Raw genomic sequence first — 18,234 nt, forward strand, 5'->3', positions numbered from 1 at the left:
GGCGCTGCCTCAGTGGTGGAAGCTCGGATGCTGACCCTCGACGGGCATGGGCGACTCGAGGGCGTCGAGGTACGCGGTCTCGGTCTGGATGCTCTCGAGCAGTTCGGCGGCGATATCCATGCTCAATCCGTTCCGCACGACGATTCTCTGCACCGTCAGGCTGCTCAGATCGTCGGGCATCGGATACGCCGGCACGAGCCAGCCCTTCATTCGAAGCCTGTCCTGAAGGTGGTACAGGTTCCAGTTCTTCGTGTGCCCCTCCTTGAGGTACCACGCGAAGACCGGGATGTCGCTTCCGTCGTTCCACAGTTCGAACGCACCGATCTTCGCGATGCCATGGGCGAGGTACTGGGCGACGTCTTGCGACTCCTGCTGCACGGCGCGATAACCCTCGAACCCCAGCCGCAGGAACATGTAGTACTGCAAGAGCACCTGTGCGCCGGGACGGGAGAAGTTCAGCGCGAAGGTGGGCATCTCGCCACCGAGGTAGCTGACCTCGAAGATGAGATCCTCGGGCAGCCACTGAGTGTGCCGCCAGACCACCCAGCCCAGTCCCGGGTAGACGAGCCCGTACTTGTGGCCGGAGGTGCTGATGGAGTGCACGCGCTCCACGCGGAAGTCCCAGGGCAGATCGGGCTGCAGGAACGGCGCGATCATCGCTCCCGACGCTCCGTCCACGTGGATCGCGATGTCGAGCCCCGTTGAGGCCTGGATCGCATCCAGCGCCTTGGCGATCTCTGCCACCGGCTCGTACATGCCGGTGTAGGTGACACCCATGATCGCGACAACGCCGATCGTGTTCTCGTCGACGTACTTCTCGAGGTCGTACCCGTCGAGGGTCTTGTGCTCCATGCTGATGGGCACGAAGCGGGGTTCCACATCGAAGTAGTTGCAGAACTTCTCCCAGCACACCTGCACGGCAGATGACATCACGAGGTTCGGCTTGGAGGTGTCCTTCCCTGCGACGCGACGGGAATGCTGCCAGCGCCGCTTGAGCGCGAGACCGCCGAGCATGCATGCTTCGGACGAACCGATCGTCGACGTGCCGATGCTCTGCGACGCATCCGGTGCGTTCCACAGGTTCGCCAGCATGTGCCAGCAGTTGTCTTCGATCGCCGCGGTCTGCGGGTACTCGTCCTTGTCGATCATGTTCTTGTCGAAGGATGCCTCGTACACCTGCTTCGCGTCATCATCCATCCACGTGCCGACGAAGGTGGCGAGATTGAGTCGGGAGTTGCCGTCGAGCATCGTCTCGTCATCGATGATCTGTCTGGCGGTGTCCGGCAAGGACTCCTGCGGTGGAATGACGTGACGCGCCGCGACGGTCGCTTCCCCCGGACGGGTGAACAACGGTGCCGCACCACTGCCGGCCTGAGATGCACTCATGGGAATTCTCCTGCCTCGCTCTCAAGCGGCCACGAGCGTGGTCGCCGCGGGTGCGACGGCGTCTGCCGCCTGCACCCGTGGTGAGGGTATGCCCGGGTTCCCCGCGCGGCCAGGGACGTAGGTCCCGGGCCCGGTCCCGAACACGCGGGCGGTGTTTCGTCATGGGCCTTTAGGCCATGCCGTTCAGATGTCCGCGCGCGTAGGGTTTCCCCACCGCACCCCGCGGACCACTCGATTCGGAGGACCACGACATGTGCACAGGGGCGAATTACACCACCCGCGACCATTACTTCGGCCGCAATCTCGATCTCGAGTTCTCATACAACGAAACGGTCACTGTGACGCCTCGGAACTTTCCGTTCGAGTTCCGCAAGGCGGGCCCGCTCCCGACCCATCACGCGATCATCGGGATAGCAACCATCTCCGACGGGTATCCGCTCTACTACGACGCGACGAATGAGAAGGGCCTCAGCATGGCTGGGCTCAACTTCCCGGAGAACGCCGACTACAAGCCTGAGGCGCCCGACAAGACGAACATCACGCCGTTCGAGTTCATCCCGTGGATCCTCGGCCAGTTCGAGACCGTGGCCGAGGTGAGGACCGCGCTGCAGACGCTGAACCTCGTCAACATCTCGTTCAGCGAGGCCTTCCCCCTCTCTCCGCTGCACTGGATCATCTCGGATCGCAACGAGTCGCTCACCGTGGAGTGCGTGAAGGAAGGGCTGAAGGTCTATGACAACCCCACGGGTGTCCTCACGAACAACCCCACCTTCGACATCCAGTCCTTCAACCTCAACAACTTCATGCACCTGTCGAAGAACCCGCCTGAGAAGAACTTCTCGGACGCGCTGGAGTTCGATGTCTATAGCCGGGGAATGGGCGCGATCGGCCTGCCCGGTGATCTGTCGTCGGCGTCACGCTTCGTCAAGGCGGTCTTCACGAAGATGAACTCCACCTCTGGGGACTCCGAGTCCGAGTCGATCAGTCAGTTCTTCCACATCCTCGGATCGGTCGCGCAACAGCGAGGATGCGTAGAGGTCAGCCCGGGCAAATTCGAGATCACCATCTACTCGTCGTGCTGCAACACCGACAAGGGGATCTATTACTACACGACCTACGAGAACAGCCAGGTCACCGGGGTGGACATGCACAAGGAAGACCTCGACGGCCAGACGCTGGTCGATTACCCCCTGATCAAGGGGCAGCAGATTCAGATGCAGAACTGAGCGCGCCTCCGTCGGGCCATCGCTTCGGCCCGGCGGAGGACGGGCTCGGTCACGAGTCGCGGTTCCAGCGCAGAATGGCGTGCGGAACGTGCCACCGGAAGTGCAGCGACGCGAGCCTGAACACGAACACCAGGATGCCGGCGAGCACCTGCACCACCGGGCTGTGCCAGCCCGCCAGCCACGCGGCCGTGACCAACCCGGCGCCCACCATCGCGGGGACCGCGTAGATGTCGTCGGGGTTGAACAGCTCGGGGTCGCGGTTCGCGACGACGTCGCGCAGAAGACCGCCACCCACGCCGGTCGTCACACCCAAGAGCGCCGCGGCGACCGGATTCATCCCCAGCTCGAGAGCCTTCGCTGCCCCCGCCGTGCAGAACAGGCCGAGCCCTGCCGCGTCGAAGACGAGCAGAGTGCGCGGAAACCGCTCGACGGCGGCGTAGAGGAAGAAGACCAGGACCGCCGCCGCGACAGGCGCGAGGAAATAGATCGGTTGCGAGAATGCCGTCGGTGTGACTCCCAGCACCAGGTCGCGCACGACTCCGCCGCCCACCCCCGTCAGGGCGCCCAGCAGCACCGACCCCACGATGTCGAATCCACGGTGAGCGGCGACAAGAGAGCCTGAGATCGCGAAGAAGAACGTGCCGAGGAAGTCAAGCCACATGTCGAAGGGCTTCCCGTGAACGCGAGGACCCCCGCTGATCCGCCGTTGGCCGGGGGATCAGCGGGGTGTGGGCGTCGGTGTCAGGAGGCGAGAGCGTCGACGATCTTCTCGTCACCCTCGTTCACAGCCTTCACGACGGCGTCGTAGTCGCCCTTGTCGATGGCCTTGTTCAGCTTCTTCGCCGCCTTGTCGACGGCCTTGTCGACTCGGTCGAGGTAACGGTCGTCGACGATCGCGACGATCGCGGAAGAGCCGTTCGGCAGCCAATCCTGCGCGTCGACGCCGATTTCCTTCTCCTCGTGGCGCTTCATGATGGCTCCGACGCCCGCACCGATCGCGGCGCCGACGACACCCGTCAAGAGCAGAGGAGGTGCGAACAGGCCGACCACGAGGCCGGCGACAGCGCCGATCGCGCTTCCCTCTCCGATCAGGCGGCCGCTGTGCTCCTTGACCTCGACCTTTCCGTCATCGCCACGAGAGAGGACGACCGCAGCGTTCACGCTCAGGTCATCCATCGATTTGATCGCGGCGAAGTCCTCTTTTGCTGCCGTCTCGTCGTCATAGGTGGCGACGAGGAGCGAATAATTCCGATCGGTCATGGGTCTGTCCTCCGTTGTCTGCGAGGTGCCAGCCTGACGTCGCATCGGGCATCCCGAAAGAGTCGATGGTCCCATCACGCCGTCAAGAGGTCGTACCCGTCACAGCAAAGTGGGGTCGAAATCCCGTGTGGCGAGGGCATACGCGGCCGCCACGACTTCGATGGCGCGCCTGAGTTCGCGGTTCTCCGCTTGCAGGTACCGGATCCGGGCGGCATCCTCCGGCCTCTTCGACGGCCGCTCGACGGGCGCCTCGGCCTGCCTGCACCAGGTGCGCAGTGTGTTGGCGTTGATCCCCAACTGCTGCCCGACGATGGCCGCCGCTCTCGTCCAGGACAGCTCTGGATCGTCTCTTCTCGCCTGGGCAGCAAGCTGCACGGCATGGTCTCGAAGCTCGCGGGGGTATCTGCGTGGTGAGGGCACGATCAGCCTCGTCTCGGGAGTCAGGGCTCTGAGAACCGAGGGATTCGATGGGCGCACACGAGCTCACGGAAGCCGACAGGTCGGCCGTCGCTCTCATCGAATGCCCTTCGGGTAGGGCGTCCGGTTTGATCAAGACGGTACATCACGTTTCTCGGCGCAGTCCAGGCTTTCGGCCCCGAGACTTCGGATGGCACGGGCGGCGTCGGGGGCCCTATACATTCGCTGCCACTGCGTGCTTAGCTGTGTGCGTATAGGGGATGGGCATGACCGAAAAGTCGCCAGAATCTGCTGTGACGCCGGAGGCCCTCGACGAGGGCGACGTCAAAGTCTTTCTCGTGAACCGGCGAGACATCGTGCGGCGCGGTCTCCATGCGGTCATCGAGGAGTCCGACGACTTGGTGATCGTCGGCGAGGCCGCCGGCCCCGAGCCCGACATCACCGCCGTCACCACCGCCCGCTCCGATGTCGTGATCGTCGACGCGGCGTCATCCGCCGACGCCGTGGCGTTGGTGCAGACCCTGCACGACGAACACGGCGACGTGCCGACCCTGGTCCTGGACCACGCAGACGGGGACCGCGTGAGGCAGGCCGCGCTGGCCGCCGGTGCCGACGGATACCTGCCCGACGACGCAAGAGAGACAGACGTCCGTGACGCGGTCCGCCGCACCGCCCACCGAGGAGCAACGGAGGCACCTTCGACGGACGGGGCCTCGGCCGATGGTCGCCCCGCCGAACTGCTGCCGGACCTCACCTATCGAGAACGACAGATTCTGCGTCTGATCGCGCGGGGGATGACGAATCGTCAGATCGGCGACCGTCTCGGGTTGGCGGAGAAGACCGTGAAGAATTACATCTCCACCCTGCTCTCGAAGCTGCATGTCGAACGCCGCACCCAGGCGGCGATCTACCAGATCACTCACGAGGACCCCCCTGCATCTCCCCCCTCCACGGGGCATCGCGACCGCTGAAGGTCGGCGCTGGCGGAGAGGACCAATGGCTCTACGCGTCCAGCGCATTGCGGGCGAGTGTGTCGCCTACGCACAAGCGCAGCAGTGAGGGAGCATCATGACGCAGTCGAGCCCCATTGGCGTGACGCCCCGGTCGCCACGAGACATCAGCCCCAGCGATCTGGCGCTGCCGCCGACGCAGCCCATAGACATCTCTGCACTCATCGCCGCCGAGTCGGCGGCCACGCTCCTGCACGATTCCGCGGGCTGCTGACGGGGCCGCCCCTCAGTGGGCGGCCGCCGCCCTGCAAGGGGGGACCAACGGCCCTGCCGTCATCGCCCCACGTCCTGGAATCTGGCCGAACGCTGCTCGCGCTGCCGCTCCAGAAGCGTCGGGGTCGGTCAGCCCAACGAAGGCGAAAGGAAGAGACGATGGCTCGCAATCTTGCACGATTCGACCCGTTCTTGGGACTCGACGCGCTTCGACGGGAGGTCATGGGCGAAGGCCTGCTCAGTACCACTCGGGCGAAGATGCCGACCACCGACATCTACACCAAAGGAGACGAGGCTCTGATCGTCGAGGCGCACCTGCCGAACTTCGACGAGAAGGAGGTATCGGTGACCGTCGACCGCGGCGCGCTGGTGATCCAGGCGGAGCGACGCGAGAAGGAAGAGGACAAGGGCAAGAACTACGTCATCCGCGAGAGCAGCACGAACTTCTACCGGAGCATCGGACTGCCCGACCAAGCCGACGAAGATCGCATCTCCGCGGACTTCAAGAAGGGCGTACTGAAGGTGACGGTGCCCCTGCGCGGCGGCGGCTCTCCGCGCAACATCACCATCGGCTCGACGAACGGTCAGTCCGCCGGCGGCGCGGACTCCGAGAAGTCCCCGACCGCGAGCGACAACACCGGAGCTGCGGAGGGTCAGAAGGGTTGAGAAGCCCGCGAGTGTTTCCGCCGGTCAGGCTTTCCTGACGGAGGCCTCGCGGATGTGGTCGTCGCGCCATTCGCGGCCGACCTCCTCGCCCCGCGCGATCCGGTCTTCGCGCTGACGCAGGTCGACGCGTCGGATCTTGCCGGAGATCGTCTTGGGCAGGTCGAAGAACTCGATCCGGCGGATGCGCTGATACGCCGAGAGGTTGTCCCGCGCGTAGAGCAGGATCGCGTGTGCCGTCTCGGCGGTGGGTTCTACGCCGTCCGCCAGGACGACGTAGGCCTTCGGCACCGCGAGCCGCAGGTCGTCCGGGGCGGGCACGATCGCCGCCTCGACGACGGCGGGGTGCTCGACGAGCACGCTCTCCAGCTCGAACGGGCTGATCTTGTAGTCGGAAGACTTGAAGATGTCGTCCGTTCGCCCGACGTACGTCAGATAGCCGTTCTCGTCGCGCACGGCGATGTCACCGGTATGGAAGTACCCGCCGGCGAACGCCCCGCTGTTCCGGGCGGCGTCCCCCACGTACTCCGTCATCAGGTTCGTCGGCGCCGTGCTCATATCGACACAGATCTCGCCCTCATCGGCGGGCTCGCCTGTCACGGGGTCGACCAGCACGATCGGACAGCCCGGAAGCGGTCTGCCCATCGCGCCGTCTCGGATCTGCTGGCCGGGGGAGTTGGCGATCACCGCCGTCATCTCGGTCTGACCGAACCCATCCCGGATCGTGAGCCCCCACTGCGTGCGAACCTGCGCGATCACTTCGGGATTGAGGGGTTCGCCGGCCGAGACCGTCTCGCGCAGTGCGCCCGGCCCCGCCGAGAGGTCGGCTTGGATCAGCATCCGCCACACCGTCGGCGGAGCGCAGAACGACGTGACCCTCTCAACGCGCATCGTCTCGAGCAGGCGCTCTGCGTCGAACCGCCCATAGTTGTAGACGAAGATCGTCGCCTGCGCGATCCACGGGGCGAAGAAGCAGCTCCAGGCGTGCTTGGCCCATCCGGGTGAGCTGACGGCCAGGTGCACGTCGCCCGGCCGTAACCCGAGCCAGTACATCGTCGTGAGATGACCCACCGGGTAGGAGCTGTGCGTGTGCTCCACGAGTTTCGGCCGGCTGGTCGTGCCCGACGTGAAGTAGTGCAGCAGGGGGTCGGTCGCCCGCGTGCCAGGGTGCGAGACGGGGGCAGCCGGCGCGCGGAAGGCATCTTCATAGACTGCCCACGTTGCGGGGCCCTCGCCGATCCGGATGCCGGTGACCGCGGTCGCCATGCCGTCGAACTTCGACGCGTGCTCGGTCGCGGCGATGACGTGCGTGACCGAGCCGCGCACGAGACGGTCTTCGAGGTCGCTGCCGCCGATGGCGAGTGTCGTGGGCAGGATCACGGCGCCGATTTTCATGAGTGCCAGCATCGATTCCCACAACTCGACCTGGTTGCCGAGCATCAGCAGAACCGCGTCGCTGCGGGAGACCCCGAGGCCCATCAGCCAATGCGCGAGCTGATCAGAGCGTGACGCCATCTCGTCGAAGGTGCGCGTCGTGCGTCTGCCGTCCTCCTCGACGATCACGAGCGCAGGAGCGTCGTTGCCCCGTGCGATCACGTCGAACCACTCGATCGCCCAGTTGAACTCGCCGTCGATCGTGGGCCACGAGAACTCCGAACGTGCCCGGGTGTAATCCTCGCGGAGTGCGACGAGCTGATCGCGCGCCTGCCGGAAGCGCTCGCTGTTGACGGTCGTGGCCATCGGATTCCTCCCCATCGAAGACATGCTGCGACAAGCTTCGCGATCCGTGCACCCGCGCACCATCCCCCAAAGGGGGGTGCGTGGCGGGGCGAGGATACAATCGGCGCGACACGGCAAGGAGGCGGTCGGATGCGCAGACGCGAAGATATCGACGCACTGCGACGGATGCTGCGCGGCATTCGCGTCGCCTCCCGGTTTCCGATCGTCTTCGGAGGCGTCGTGCGGGGCGGTGGGCTGCGGCTGACGGAGTTCTCCGGAACGACCACCGACAGCCTGCGTGAACTGGTCGTCGAGCCGGGCAGCGGTGCGGGCGGACGGGCGCTCGCGGGCAAGAGCATCGTCGTCGTCACCGACTACCGTCGTGCGACATCGATCAGCCACGACTATGACGAGCCTGTCCTCGCCGAAGGCATCCGGTCGGTCATGGCGGCGCCGATCGTCGTGAACGGCGCGACGAGGATGGTCGCGTACGCGGCGACGCACCACCCGGTGACGTGGGGCACTCGCGCGCGCGACGACTTCGCCGACGCGGCAGTTGAGCTCGCTCGAGAGATCGAGATCCGTGACGAAGCGGACCGCCGCGTCGCTCTGCTCGAAGCGGCCGCGAGCACGATCGCCAAGCTCGGCACGAACAGCCGCCACCAAGCCGTCATCCACGCGCGCAGGCAAGGGCTTCTCGGGGCGGTCGGGGAGCGCTGAGACACGCTGACGTGGGCAGACCTGCGCGAACGTTGACACGCTGAGAAAAGCCTGAGAGCGTTTGGCGGGCAAGGATGTGCGCCCCCACGTGCATCTGCCTCTAGCCAGGGAGTTCACCAACATGCTTAAGAAGCCACTTGCACTGACACTAGGCGTGTCTTTGCTTCTATCCATGGGCATCGCCGGCGGCGGCGCCGCGGCCCAGGAGGGCACGAGCGGCGTCGGCGCAGACGACCGCTTCGAGCCGACCGTCACCTACGACCTGTCGGTGTCAGGCGATGAGCGCGATCAGATCCACGCCGAGGTCGAGGCGCTCGCCGGTCTCGTCGAGCGTGCGCGTGTGGGCGATGGGACGTATGACCCCCTCACCCTCGTGGGCGCGATGCTGGACGGATCGAGCTACGACTCGATCTCGCGCGGGGGTACGGCTCCGACGGCCTACCCGTTCCCGGTCAGCAACACCGAGTCCAACCAGTACGAGTACGACCGGAAGGTCGCCAAGCTCGCGTGGGTGGTCAAGCTGGCCAAGGACCTCGGCTTCCCCGTGGTCGTCCAACGCCAGCCCGACAAGTACGTCTACATGGAGATCGGCGATCCGGATGCACCGGAGATGATCATGGCGCTGAGCCACCTCGACTCGCCGACCTCGTCGGTGACGGCGGCGCAGCTGGAGCGGTGGCGGGATGCCGACGGCAACCTCGGCATGGATGGCGCCTACCACTCCCCGTACATTCAGGACGGCTGGATCTACGGAGCAGGAATCCAAGACGACAGCGGCCCGACGCTGGCCACGCTGCTCGCGGCCAAGGCGCTCATGGAGGCAGGGCTTCCGATGGACCGCCGCATCCGCATCGTGATGGGCATCTACGAAGACGGCGGCCCCGGTACTCCCACGGCGGCCAACACCGCCACCTTCCAGTCCATCCCGTACAACGCCAACCCGAGCTTCTACGACAACTGGGCCTACAAGAACCTCAACCGTGAAGAGATGCCGATCGCGGCGTACACCTCTGACTCGCGCTTCCCGGTGATCGTCGGCAACTCCGGCTCGGTCACGCCGTCGGTGTCGATGGACCTCTCCGCGGACAGCACCAAGGCGTTCCGGCTGACGGACGCCACCGCGGGGGTGACCCTGCGCGCCGGCGACCCGACGCTCAAGGACATCGCCTACGGGAGCACGACGCAGATCGCGTCGCGAGCCACCTTCACCCTCGACGTGGCGGGCGCAAGCGACGCCGACCGGGACGGATTCGTCGCGGCGGTCACCGCGGCTGCGACGGCGAAGGGCTGGCTCCCGGCGGCTGCCGGCACCATCCCCAAGGTGCAGACCACGATCACGGGCGACTCGCTCACCCTCGAGGTCAACACCGACGTCGCGATGGAGATGCCGACCCCGCAGTACGGCAAGAACGCCGTCGTGTGGGGCATGTTCCTGCTCTCCGAAGGGCTCGGTTCGCGGGGCGTCACTGCGGCGGACATGCAGCTGAAGAAGGCCGCCGAGGGCATCGCCGACCTGTTCTTCCGTGACGGCGTCGAGGGCGAGGCGTACATCGGCCGGTACATGGGGATCCCCGAGGCGCTGCTGCGCAACCCGAGCAACGGCACCCCGAACCTGACGTTCGCCCTCATGGCCAACATCAACTCCGAGGTTCCGCGGAGCTTCTACACGGCCGAGACGAGCAGCCTCAGCATGCCCATGTACGTGCGCAGCATGCACGTCACGGCCGAAGACTCCACGCAGGCGATGACGGCGGTCGCGGCGGCGTTCGAGTCGAAGGGCTTCACGATCGGCGCTCTGGGAGCACCCATCGGCGCCGGGCTGTACGTCACTCACGACAACCCCCTGACGGCTCTTCAGTACGGCAGCTACAAGGCCTCCATCGATCACGACCCCGCGGCTTTCGCTGACCCGTACGCGCTCAGGGACATCGTCTATCCGCAGGGAACGACTGGTGGCACCCTCGCCAGCAACTTCCGCAACAAGATGACCGCCTTCGGAGCGGTGATCCCGGGTAACGAGCGCTGGTGGCACACGGCCAACGAGCGGATGTCGCTGGACTCGGCCGTGCAGATGACCAAGATGATGGCCGACGGCATGCTCGAAATGGCCCGGTACACCGGACCCGCTGGCGCGAAGTTCATGTGGGCGGACATCGCCGGCCTGAACGCCGATCGCTCCGACCTCGACCTGCTCGATGTCACCATCGGGACCTTCCAGGACGCATCGGCCGAGGTCGGCGCGAGCCAGCTGGGCGGCAAGGCGCTGCTCGGCGCCACCTCGTTCAACATCCCCATGTGGGAGGGACGCGGCAACAACACCCGACCGGCGGCGGCATTCGAGCTCGGACATGCGCCGGGCGGGGTCTACCTTCCGCTCGACAACCCCGAGTACCTCAGCTCGACGTACGTGGCACCGATGCGGCTCGAGTTCAAGGTGGAGCGGCCGGATCACCTGTCGGATGCCGCATGGGCGACCTTCGTGGACGGCGGGTACGGCGACTTCGGGTTCAACGTCCTCGTCGGCGACGAGGTCGTGCCGCTGGCGGTTCCCGAGGGGCAGAGCGCCGACGCGTACTTCTCGTCACGCACGTCGGCGACGAACCCCGACGTCGTCTATCTGGCGGTCAACCTCGCGATCACGGATGCGCCCTACACCGGGGTGCAGACCGTTCTGGCGGATTCGAAGACCGACCTGTACACGGTCAACCCGACGTTCCTCGAGACGAACGCCGACCCGTTCCCGGAACGCGGCGCCATCGAGCAGCGGGGCTTCTTCGTGCTCGGCGACGGAGCGAAGAACGCCGAGTTCGCATCGCCCGACGCGGTGTACGTGACCGTCGACAACGCGGTCGTCGACGCCGAGCCGACGGCGGTCGTCAAGAAGCTGACGGGCAACACGAATGAGTTGACCATCACGGTGCACGAGACGCGTGTCGACGGCAGCGAATCCTCTGTCACGGACACCTTCACGATCGACAACAACGCCGCCGGCACCTACACGGTCGGCCCGTACAAGGTGTATGTCGACACGAAGGGCAACACGCAGGTCCGCGAGATCTACCTCGTCGAGGGCGAGCTTGTCGGTATCGATGTCGACGTGACGCCGCGGACCCTCGCGGGAAAGGTCTACCTTTCGGTCGAGGCGACCAACACCGCGTCGGTACCGGCGGACATCGTGATCACCACCGCGTACGGCAGCAAGACCTTCCCCGCGGTTGCGCCCGGAAAGTCGGTCGCGGTGTCGGTCAACTCACGCCTGGCCGCCGTGCCCGCCGGTGAGGCGTCGGCGACGGCGAGCACCCTCGTCGACGGTGAGCGCATCACCGAGACGAAGGTCGCTTCGCACACGGCGTATCCGACCGAACGCTGATCCAGCAGTAATGCAGGGCGGGGATGCGCTTTCCGGCATCCCCGCCCTGCGCATGCTTGGTGCTGACGAGAGGAAACCGTGTCCCTTCGCCCTCCGGTCGTCCGGGCAGTCCTCGCGGCGATCACCGCCGGCATCGTCCTCATGACCACCGCCTGCGGCGTGGCCGGCGGCGAGCCTCAAGCTAGACCCTGCGGCGGGCGATCCGACTGCTGCACGGTGACACCACGGCGGAACAGCTCGTGGACCGGATGGGCTCCCCGTCGAGGTGCTCGACCTCTTGCCTCATCATCTCTCCAGCGGCCAGAAGCAGCGCGTCGCGATCGCGCGCGCCTTCGCAGGCCGCGCGCCCATCGTCATCTGCGATGAACCGACGTCGGCCTTGGACACCCGCGTGCAGGCGTCGGTGCTCGATCTCCTCGTCGGACTGCAGGAGCGCACGGGGGTGTCGTGCGTGTTCATCTCGCACGATCTCGCGGTGGTGCGACGCGTCGCCCACCGGGTTGCGGTGATGCAGTACGGTCGCGTTGTGGAGACCGCTTCTACGTCGGCATTCTTTCGAGTCGCGTCACACCCGTACTCGCGCGACCTCATCGCGGCGTCCCGCCGCGCGGGGGAATGAGCGCTGGCTTGTGACGTCCGCCGAGCATCTGCCGGGCCACGGTCGCGGGAAGGATCCACCGTGAACCTGAACGATTCGACGCGTGCGATCGACGAGCCCGACCGGGCAGTGCGGTCCGGTGCTCCGGATGTCATCGCCCGCGTGGCCATGTTCAACATCTGGCCGCTCCTGACCGCACCCACCGCGGCGCTGATCGCGGCGGTGTCCGGCCTTCCCAGCGCAACGCTGGACAACTATCCCGCGCTGCGCCTGGTGCACCCGATGACGGCGGTGCTGGCCCGCACGACGCGTCCGTTCACGCCCGTCGTCTACCCGGACGACGCTCGCTCGATGAGCGCCGAAGAAGTCGAGATCATCCTCCTCACGCAGATGATCGCCTTCCGCGCCAGCGGGGATATCGACGCCGCCTTGCTCTTCGCGAAGCGACTCCGGGGCCGCATCCGGGACGTGCGTGTGGAGTCCCGCGACCGCCCTGACGGTCCGATCTGGTTCTTTCATCACCAGATCGGGTCGACGCCGGCGTGCTCACCCGGACAACCGCCGAATCACTACGACGGTGCCACGGCAGCTGATCGACCGCACGCGCGAGAAGATCGACGGGGCAGTCGTGCACGAGTTCGACCTGGTCACGGGCGCGCTGACGTATGTCGAGGCGGCGCCCCGACCTGTGCTCACTCCGGGCGAAGTGCGCGTTCTGAATGCACTGCTGCGCCACGACTCGACGGCGTCGATGGCCGCGGCCTTCCAGGTGTCCCCGAACACGGTCACGTCGCAGCTGCGCTCGCTTTACCGGAAACTGGGTTGTTCGACGAGAGGCGAAGCGTTGCGGATCGCGACGCGGATGCACCTTCTGTCCGCAGGCGGGTGATCCGAGGGTGACGCCGCGGGTGATGTGTGGGAACGGCCCCATCACCCCGTCGACCCCATGCGCTATACAGGAGTCATAGCGGCGAGTCAGGGGTGGTTCGACGTTCTGGAACAGGTCGAGGGGGACCTGCACGGCAGACACGCGGAATCGAAGGATCAGATCAGTGAAAACTACTGTGGACCACTCGGGTGCGCTACCGACCGTGCGAGCAGCAGCGTCGACCGCCGCCGATCCGGAGTCTGTCCGAGGGGCGCGGTCGTGAACTTCAACGACTCTCGCCGGGCTGAAGAAGAACTCCGCCGGGCGATCGACTCCGGGAATGCGGACTCTATCGCGCAGGCCGCCATATCGAACATCTGGCCGCTGTACTGCGAACACTACGAGATGCTCGTGACGACCATCGTCGCGCTTCCGAGCGCGACGCTCGAGCGCCATCCCGTGCTCCGGGTGCTGCACCCGATGACAGCCGTGCTTGCGCAGACGTCGCGTCCGCTCCTGCCCCTCGCACCTCCCGACGATTCACGGTCGATTCCGCCCGCAGAGGTCGATGCGCTCGTGCTCGCGCACATGATGGCGTGTCGATTGAGCGGGAACATCGCCGCTGCCCTGGGCTATGCACGCCGCCTCGAAGATCGCATGCTGCGCACCCGCGTCGAGGCTCGAGACCGGATGGACGGTCCGCTCTGGTTCTACCACCACCAGATCGGCACGACGCTTCTCGTCGCCGGCGATACCGGCCGGGCCCTGCTCGAGTTCGCAACGTCCCGCCAACTCGGGTCGTTCTCGATGCAGCCCTACGCGGAACGGGTGGCGCTCGGTCAAGCCGCAATAGCGCACGCCGTGCGCGGCGCGCTGTCCGAAGCGGAGCGCGCCCTTGCTGACGCCGCACGGATGCCGGCGCCCTCGCCCGGGTTCGCGGTGTCGAGCGCGACAGCGGAGAGGACCGCGGCAGCGCTCATCGCCGTCGAACGCATGTCGGACGACATGGATGCGCGGCTGAGCGAGCTCGAATCGTACGACAGTGTCGATGTGACGTGGCCCTTCGCACTCCTCGCGCGCACGCGCGCCTTCCTCGCCCGGCAGCAACCTGAGGACGCGCTCGAGGCGATCCAGCTGGCCGCGGGATCGCACCGCACCGACCACAGCTCTTTCGCAGCGGAAGTGATCGCGGCCACGTCGATCAAGGCACTCCTGGCGATCGGAGACATCCCGCGCGCTCGCAGCATCGCGGACGAGCGGGCCGACACGGGCGTGCTCACCCGGCTGGCGACCGTGCGCGTTTCTCTGCACGAAGGCCGGTTCGAAGCCGCGTCGCAGGCCCTCCAGTTCCTCGCCCGCGATCGCAGACTCGGACCCGCCCAACGTGCGGAATCCGTGCTGCTGTCGGGATGGCTCGAGCTTGCCAGCACCGATGATCTCGGTCGCGACACGGCGCTCCAGATCTCTCGGATCGCCCGGAGGGCCGACAACCGGCGTCTGCTCGAGATCATGCCGCGCCAGCTCGTCGACCTGGTGCGGGAGCGGTTGTCGAGCGAGTCCGCGGCGGATTTCGCGGAGATGACCGCGGGTCTGGCGAACTTCGAGATGCGCGCCCGGCCGGCGCTGACTCAGGGCGAACTGCGTGTTCTCAACGCCCTCCCGGGGAACGATTCGATCGCTGAGATGGCGTCGAGGTTCCATGTGTCGCCGAACACGATCAAATCCCAGCTGCGTTCGCTGTACCGCAAGCTCGGGTGTTCTACGCGAGCCGAAGCGATCAGTGTGGCGCAGCGACTGAACATCCTGGAGCTCACAACGGGGTCGAAGATCTCAGCGCGGGCGTGAAGCGCGCATCCGGACGCGCGCACGGAGGTGAACGCGGGGTGATGCCGCGGATGAGGCGTCGGGCGATTCTGCAGCGGCGCAGGGTGTGCGCGGGGTGGGCGGGGGATAGTCTCCGGGTGGCCGTCGTCATGTCTGTGCCTCGACAGATGTGACTCCGCACGAGCACGAGAAGGTCGCCATGTCCTCACCGCTACCCCGCGCCTTCCCGGGCATCCGCATCGCCCGGGCCGCCCCAGCCGACGCGAGCGTCTAGGCGGTGGCCCCGGTGTCCGATCGCGAACGGGAAGACAGCGTCCTGCAGGCGCGCATCGCAGAGCTCGAGGCCGAGAACAGGCGTCTGATCGAAGCGGACGCCGCGCTCTCGGCGCCTGATGTCCGCCCACGCCGATCGTGGCGAGCCTTCCTCTCGGCGATGTGCATCGTGCTGGCAGGACTGCTCGTTCCCGTGTCGATCGTGGGCGGCTGGGTGCGGGCGGAGCTCGTCGACGCCGACAGGTTCGTCGCGACGTTCGGGCCGCTCGCCGAGGATCCTGCCGTCCAGGCGATGCTCATCGAAGAGATGTCAAGTGTCGTGGATGACCAGGTCGACATCGGACAGCTGACCGACGACCTCTTCGATGGTGTGGCGACGCTGGACCTGCCGCCGCGCGCTCTCGCGGCTCTCGACCTGCTGCGTGCGCCAGCCGCAGCCGGGGCCCGCAGCATCGTCGACAACACGATCACGCGGGTCGTGGAGTCAGAGACCTTCGCGGATGTCTGGCGCACCGCGCTCGCCGCGAGCCACCGTGCTCTCGTCATCGCGGCGACCGGGGGTGCCGATGACGGCCCTGTCACGATCGATGGCGCCGGCGCCATCGGCATCCAGCTCGGTCCGATCATCGCCGAGGTCAAAGCACAGCTGATCGATCGTGGGGTGACCTTCGCGAGCGTCATCCCGCCGATGGACCGAACGATCGTTGTCGCGCAGAGCGACGCCCTCGTCACGGTCCGGCTCGTCTACGGCCTTGCCTCGACCGTGGGGTGGTGGCTGCCGGTCGTCACGCTGGCTCTGTTCGCAGGCGGTGTGCTCCTCGCCCGCCGCCGTACGACGGCGATCCTGGGAGTCGGCGTCGCGGCTGCTTTCGGGGGCGCGACGCTGGCGGTCGCACTCGGTGTCGGCCAGCTCGTCCTCGAGCTGGCGCCCCTGGACACGGGCGTGAGGTCTGACGCGCTGCTGGCGATCTACGAGCAGGTGATCGCCGCGATGCGTCAGACGGCGGTCGTCATGACCGTTGTGGGGATCGTCGTGGCGGTTCTCGCATGGAGCCAGGGCCGCTGGCGCACCGCGACGTCGCTTCGTCGTTCCGTCTCGGCCGTCAACGCGTCGATCCGCGAAGGGCTCGCGCAGCGGTCATTCAGCACGGGGGCGTTCGGTGCGTGGATGGATCGTCGCCGGGTGCTCGTCCGGGCGATCATCGCGGCGGGCGCCGTGGTCTGGCTCGCGGCGTTGCGTCCGCTCGGGATCGGTGACGTCGTTCTCGTGCTCGTCGTGGCGCTTCTCGCGTGGTGGTTCAGTGAGCTCGCGCGGCGGCCGAGAACCGCTGCGGCGCGAGACGTTCCGCATCCGACGATCCCGCGCGCGGGATGAGGTCGGGCAGAGCGGTCACGCCTGTGGGCGCCGCCACCCCTTTGCCACTACCGAGGCGTCCCGACTGAGGCCGGCGCCCAGCACCATCCCGATCGCGATGGCGATGAGCGAGCCGAACGTGCGCAGGATCGTGCTGGTGGCTCCCGCCGTACCGGAGGCCGCTTCACTCAACCCGATGAAGCCCATCGATCCGGGCACCAGCACCCAGTAGGCGCACGTCAGCATGATCGCCGTCGACGCTGCGGGTCTGAGCCGACTGGCGAGGTACACGGCAGGAATCACGATGAGCGCGCCGATGAGTCCCGACAGTTCGGCTCCGACGAGAAGGTTGCCGAGCAGCTGCGCGGAGTGCGCGATGACGAGGGCGTACACGATCCAGATCAGAGACCCGGACGGCGCCGAGGAGAAGAGGTAGTAGCCCAGGCTGACGAGGAGCAGGCCGACCCACGGCGCCCATGCGCCGAGTTGAGTGGGAGCCGTGGTGATGGCTGGCGGCTCCCCGGCGACCGTGATGCCCGCGAAGACCCCGAACGCGAGAAGTGCCAGCCGTGCGACACCGAAGACCAGCCGGCTCGCTCCCGCCATCACCTGACCGGAGGTGAGTTCCACCGCGGCGATCGTGAGGGTGAGTCCAGGAAGGAAGGAGACGAGCGACGGTGCGACGAGTCGCAGCACGTCGTCGTGGACGAGCGGGCGCACCAGCAGCGATATCAGGAGGGTGACCGCGAAAGCGGTCGCGACCGGCAGGAGCAGCGAGAGCGTCGGGGCGCGGGCACCGATGAGCACGATGGCGCCGACGATGACGCCGAGCACGACGTACACCGGCAGGGCGGTGACGGTGGGATTGAGCACCATGCCGAAGCCGACGGTTAGGAGCGTGTAGCCGACGACCGTCAGGATCGAACCGAACCGGGGCGGTGCGGCTTTGATCTCGGCGAGGTCCGCGACGACCTGGGCCGGATCGGGTACTTTCGCGAACGCGCGCTGGACGACACGTTCCACCGCTCCCGCCTGATCCAGTCGAAGGGGCTCCGGGTCGGCGGCGACGAATGCCGTCTGGGACGGAGAGGTCGAGGGGTCTTCGAGGAGTACGAGCGTCGGAAGGACGAAGATGCGCAGTTCAGGTCGTCCGTATCGGACGGCGAGCTGTTGAAGTGTCTCCTCGACATCGCTCGTGGCTTGCGAAGAGGCGAGCAGCGTCGCGCCGAGCTGCCCGAGCATCCCCGTGACGCCCGCCTCGCGATCGGTCGTCACGCCGGTATCGGCGCTCGGGTCCGTCGGACGCAGTGCGAGCAGCGCGCCCCGGGCTCGC

16 protein-coding genes are annotated in these 18,234 nt (G+C 66.8%); 10 read left to right on the forward strand and 6 right to left on the reverse strand.

Features of this window, described 5'->3' with window-relative positions; all coding sequences use genetic code 11:
- Positions 1–9: 9 nt before the first annotated feature.
- Complete coding sequence (gene gad, locus AC25YV_RS00355; protein ID WP_488121839.1) at positions 10–1,386, reverse strand: glutamate decarboxylase; 1,377 nt, start codon at positions 1,384–1,386, stop codon at positions 10–12.
- 251 nt (positions 1,387–1,637) lie between these two features.
- Here gad and bsh point away from each other — a divergent pair, with 251 nt between their 5' ends.
- A complete protein-coding gene (gene bsh / locus AC25YV_RS00360) occupies positions 1,638–2,612 on the forward strand; it encodes a choloylglycine hydrolase (protein ID WP_488121840.1) in 975 nt (324 codons plus the stop codon).
- A 49-nt stretch (positions 2,613–2,661) separates the two neighbouring features.
- Here the strand turns inward: bsh and AC25YV_RS00365 are convergent, their stop codons facing one another.
- From AC25YV_RS00365 to AC25YV_RS00375, 3 genes are all read right to left on the reverse strand, one after another.
- Positions 2,662–3,273: a trimeric intracellular cation channel family protein gene (locus tag AC25YV_RS00365; RefSeq protein WP_488121841.1), complete on the reverse strand. Its 612-nt coding sequence runs from the start codon at positions 3,271–3,273 to the stop codon at positions 2,662–2,664.
- 80 nt (positions 3,274–3,353) lie between these two features.
- The gene (locus tag AC25YV_RS00370) at positions 3,354–3,872 is read right to left on the reverse strand and encodes a DUF1269 domain-containing protein (protein ID WP_488121842.1); all 519 of its coding nucleotides are present in this window, start codon (positions 3,870–3,872) and stop codon (positions 3,354–3,356) included.
- A gap of 99 nt (positions 3,873–3,971) precedes the next feature.
- Positions 3,972–4,349, reverse strand: coding sequence for a transposase (locus AC25YV_RS00375; protein ID WP_488121843.1), 378 nt, complete (start codon positions 4,347–4,349; stop codon positions 3,972–3,974).
- A gap of 233 nt (positions 4,350–4,582) precedes the next feature.
- Here AC25YV_RS00375 and AC25YV_RS00380 point away from each other — a divergent pair, with 233 nt between their 5' ends.
- The 3 genes from AC25YV_RS00380 (at position 4,583) to AC25YV_RS00390 (ending at position 6,178) form a co-directional block, all read left to right on the forward strand.
- A complete protein-coding gene (locus tag AC25YV_RS00380; protein ID WP_488121844.1) occupies positions 4,583–5,260 on the forward strand; it encodes a response regulator transcription factor in 678 nt (225 codons plus the stop codon).
- Between the two features lie 97 nt (positions 5,261–5,357).
- Positions 5,358–5,513: a hypothetical protein gene (locus tag AC25YV_RS00385; protein ID WP_488121845.1), complete on the forward strand. Its 156-nt coding sequence runs from the start codon at positions 5,358–5,360 to the stop codon at positions 5,511–5,513.
- A 158-nt stretch (positions 5,514–5,671) separates the two neighbouring features.
- A complete protein-coding gene (locus AC25YV_RS00390) occupies positions 5,672–6,178 on the forward strand; it encodes an Hsp20/alpha crystallin family protein (protein ID WP_488121846.1) in 507 nt (168 codons plus the stop codon).
- Between the two features lie 24 nt (positions 6,179–6,202).
- On the opposite strand, the gene AC25YV_RS00395 is transcribed toward AC25YV_RS00390, so the two are convergent.
- Positions 6,203–7,915: an AMP-binding protein gene (locus tag AC25YV_RS00395; protein ID WP_488121847.1), complete on the reverse strand. Its 1,713-nt coding sequence runs from the start codon at positions 7,913–7,915 to the stop codon at positions 6,203–6,205.
- Positions 7,916–8,044: 129 nt separating this feature from the next.
- Between AC25YV_RS00395 and AC25YV_RS00400 the strand changes: the two genes are divergently transcribed.
- From AC25YV_RS00400 to AC25YV_RS00425, 6 genes are all read left to right on the forward strand, one after another.
- The gene (locus AC25YV_RS00400) at positions 8,045–8,614 is read left to right on the forward strand and encodes a GAF domain-containing protein (protein WP_488121848.1); all 570 of its coding nucleotides are present in this window, start codon (positions 8,045–8,047) and stop codon (positions 8,612–8,614) included.
- 160 nt (positions 8,615–8,774) lie between these two features.
- A complete protein-coding gene (locus tag AC25YV_RS00405; protein WP_488121849.1) occupies positions 8,775–11,984 on the forward strand; it encodes a M20/M25/M40 family metallo-hydrolase in 3,210 nt (1,069 codons plus the stop codon).
- Positions 11,985–12,261: 277 nt separating this feature from the next.
- Positions 12,262–12,603: an ATP-binding cassette domain-containing protein gene (locus AC25YV_RS00410; RefSeq protein ID WP_488121850.1), complete on the forward strand. Its 342-nt coding sequence runs from the start codon at positions 12,262–12,264 to the stop codon at positions 12,601–12,603.
- A gap of 685 nt (positions 12,604–13,288) precedes the next feature.
- Positions 13,289–13,471: a LuxR C-terminal-related transcriptional regulator gene (locus tag AC25YV_RS00415; RefSeq protein ID WP_488122282.1), complete on the forward strand. Its 183-nt coding sequence runs from the start codon at positions 13,289–13,291 to the stop codon at positions 13,469–13,471.
- Between the two features lie 390 nt (positions 13,472–13,861).
- Positions 13,862–15,295 (forward strand): helix-turn-helix transcriptional regulator, encoded by a 1,434-nt coding sequence (locus AC25YV_RS00420; RefSeq protein ID WP_488121851.1) that lies wholly within the window; start codon positions 13,862–13,864, stop codon positions 15,293–15,295.
- Positions 15,296–15,560: 265 nt separating this feature from the next.
- Positions 15,561–16,922 (forward strand): hypothetical protein, encoded by a 1,362-nt coding sequence (locus tag AC25YV_RS00425; protein WP_488121852.1) that lies wholly within the window; start codon positions 15,561–15,563, stop codon positions 16,920–16,922.
- Between the two features lie 15 nt (positions 16,923–16,937).
- Here the strand turns inward: AC25YV_RS00425 and AC25YV_RS00430 are convergent, their stop codons facing one another.
- Positions 16,938–18,176 (reverse strand): threonine/serine exporter family protein, encoded by a 1,239-nt coding sequence (locus tag AC25YV_RS00430; protein ID WP_488121853.1) that lies wholly within the window; start codon positions 18,174–18,176, stop codon positions 16,938–16,940.
- Between the last annotated feature and the right edge of the window lie 58 nt (positions 18,177–18,234).

It is taken from the genome of Microbacterium sp. Y832, assembly GCF_057669765.1.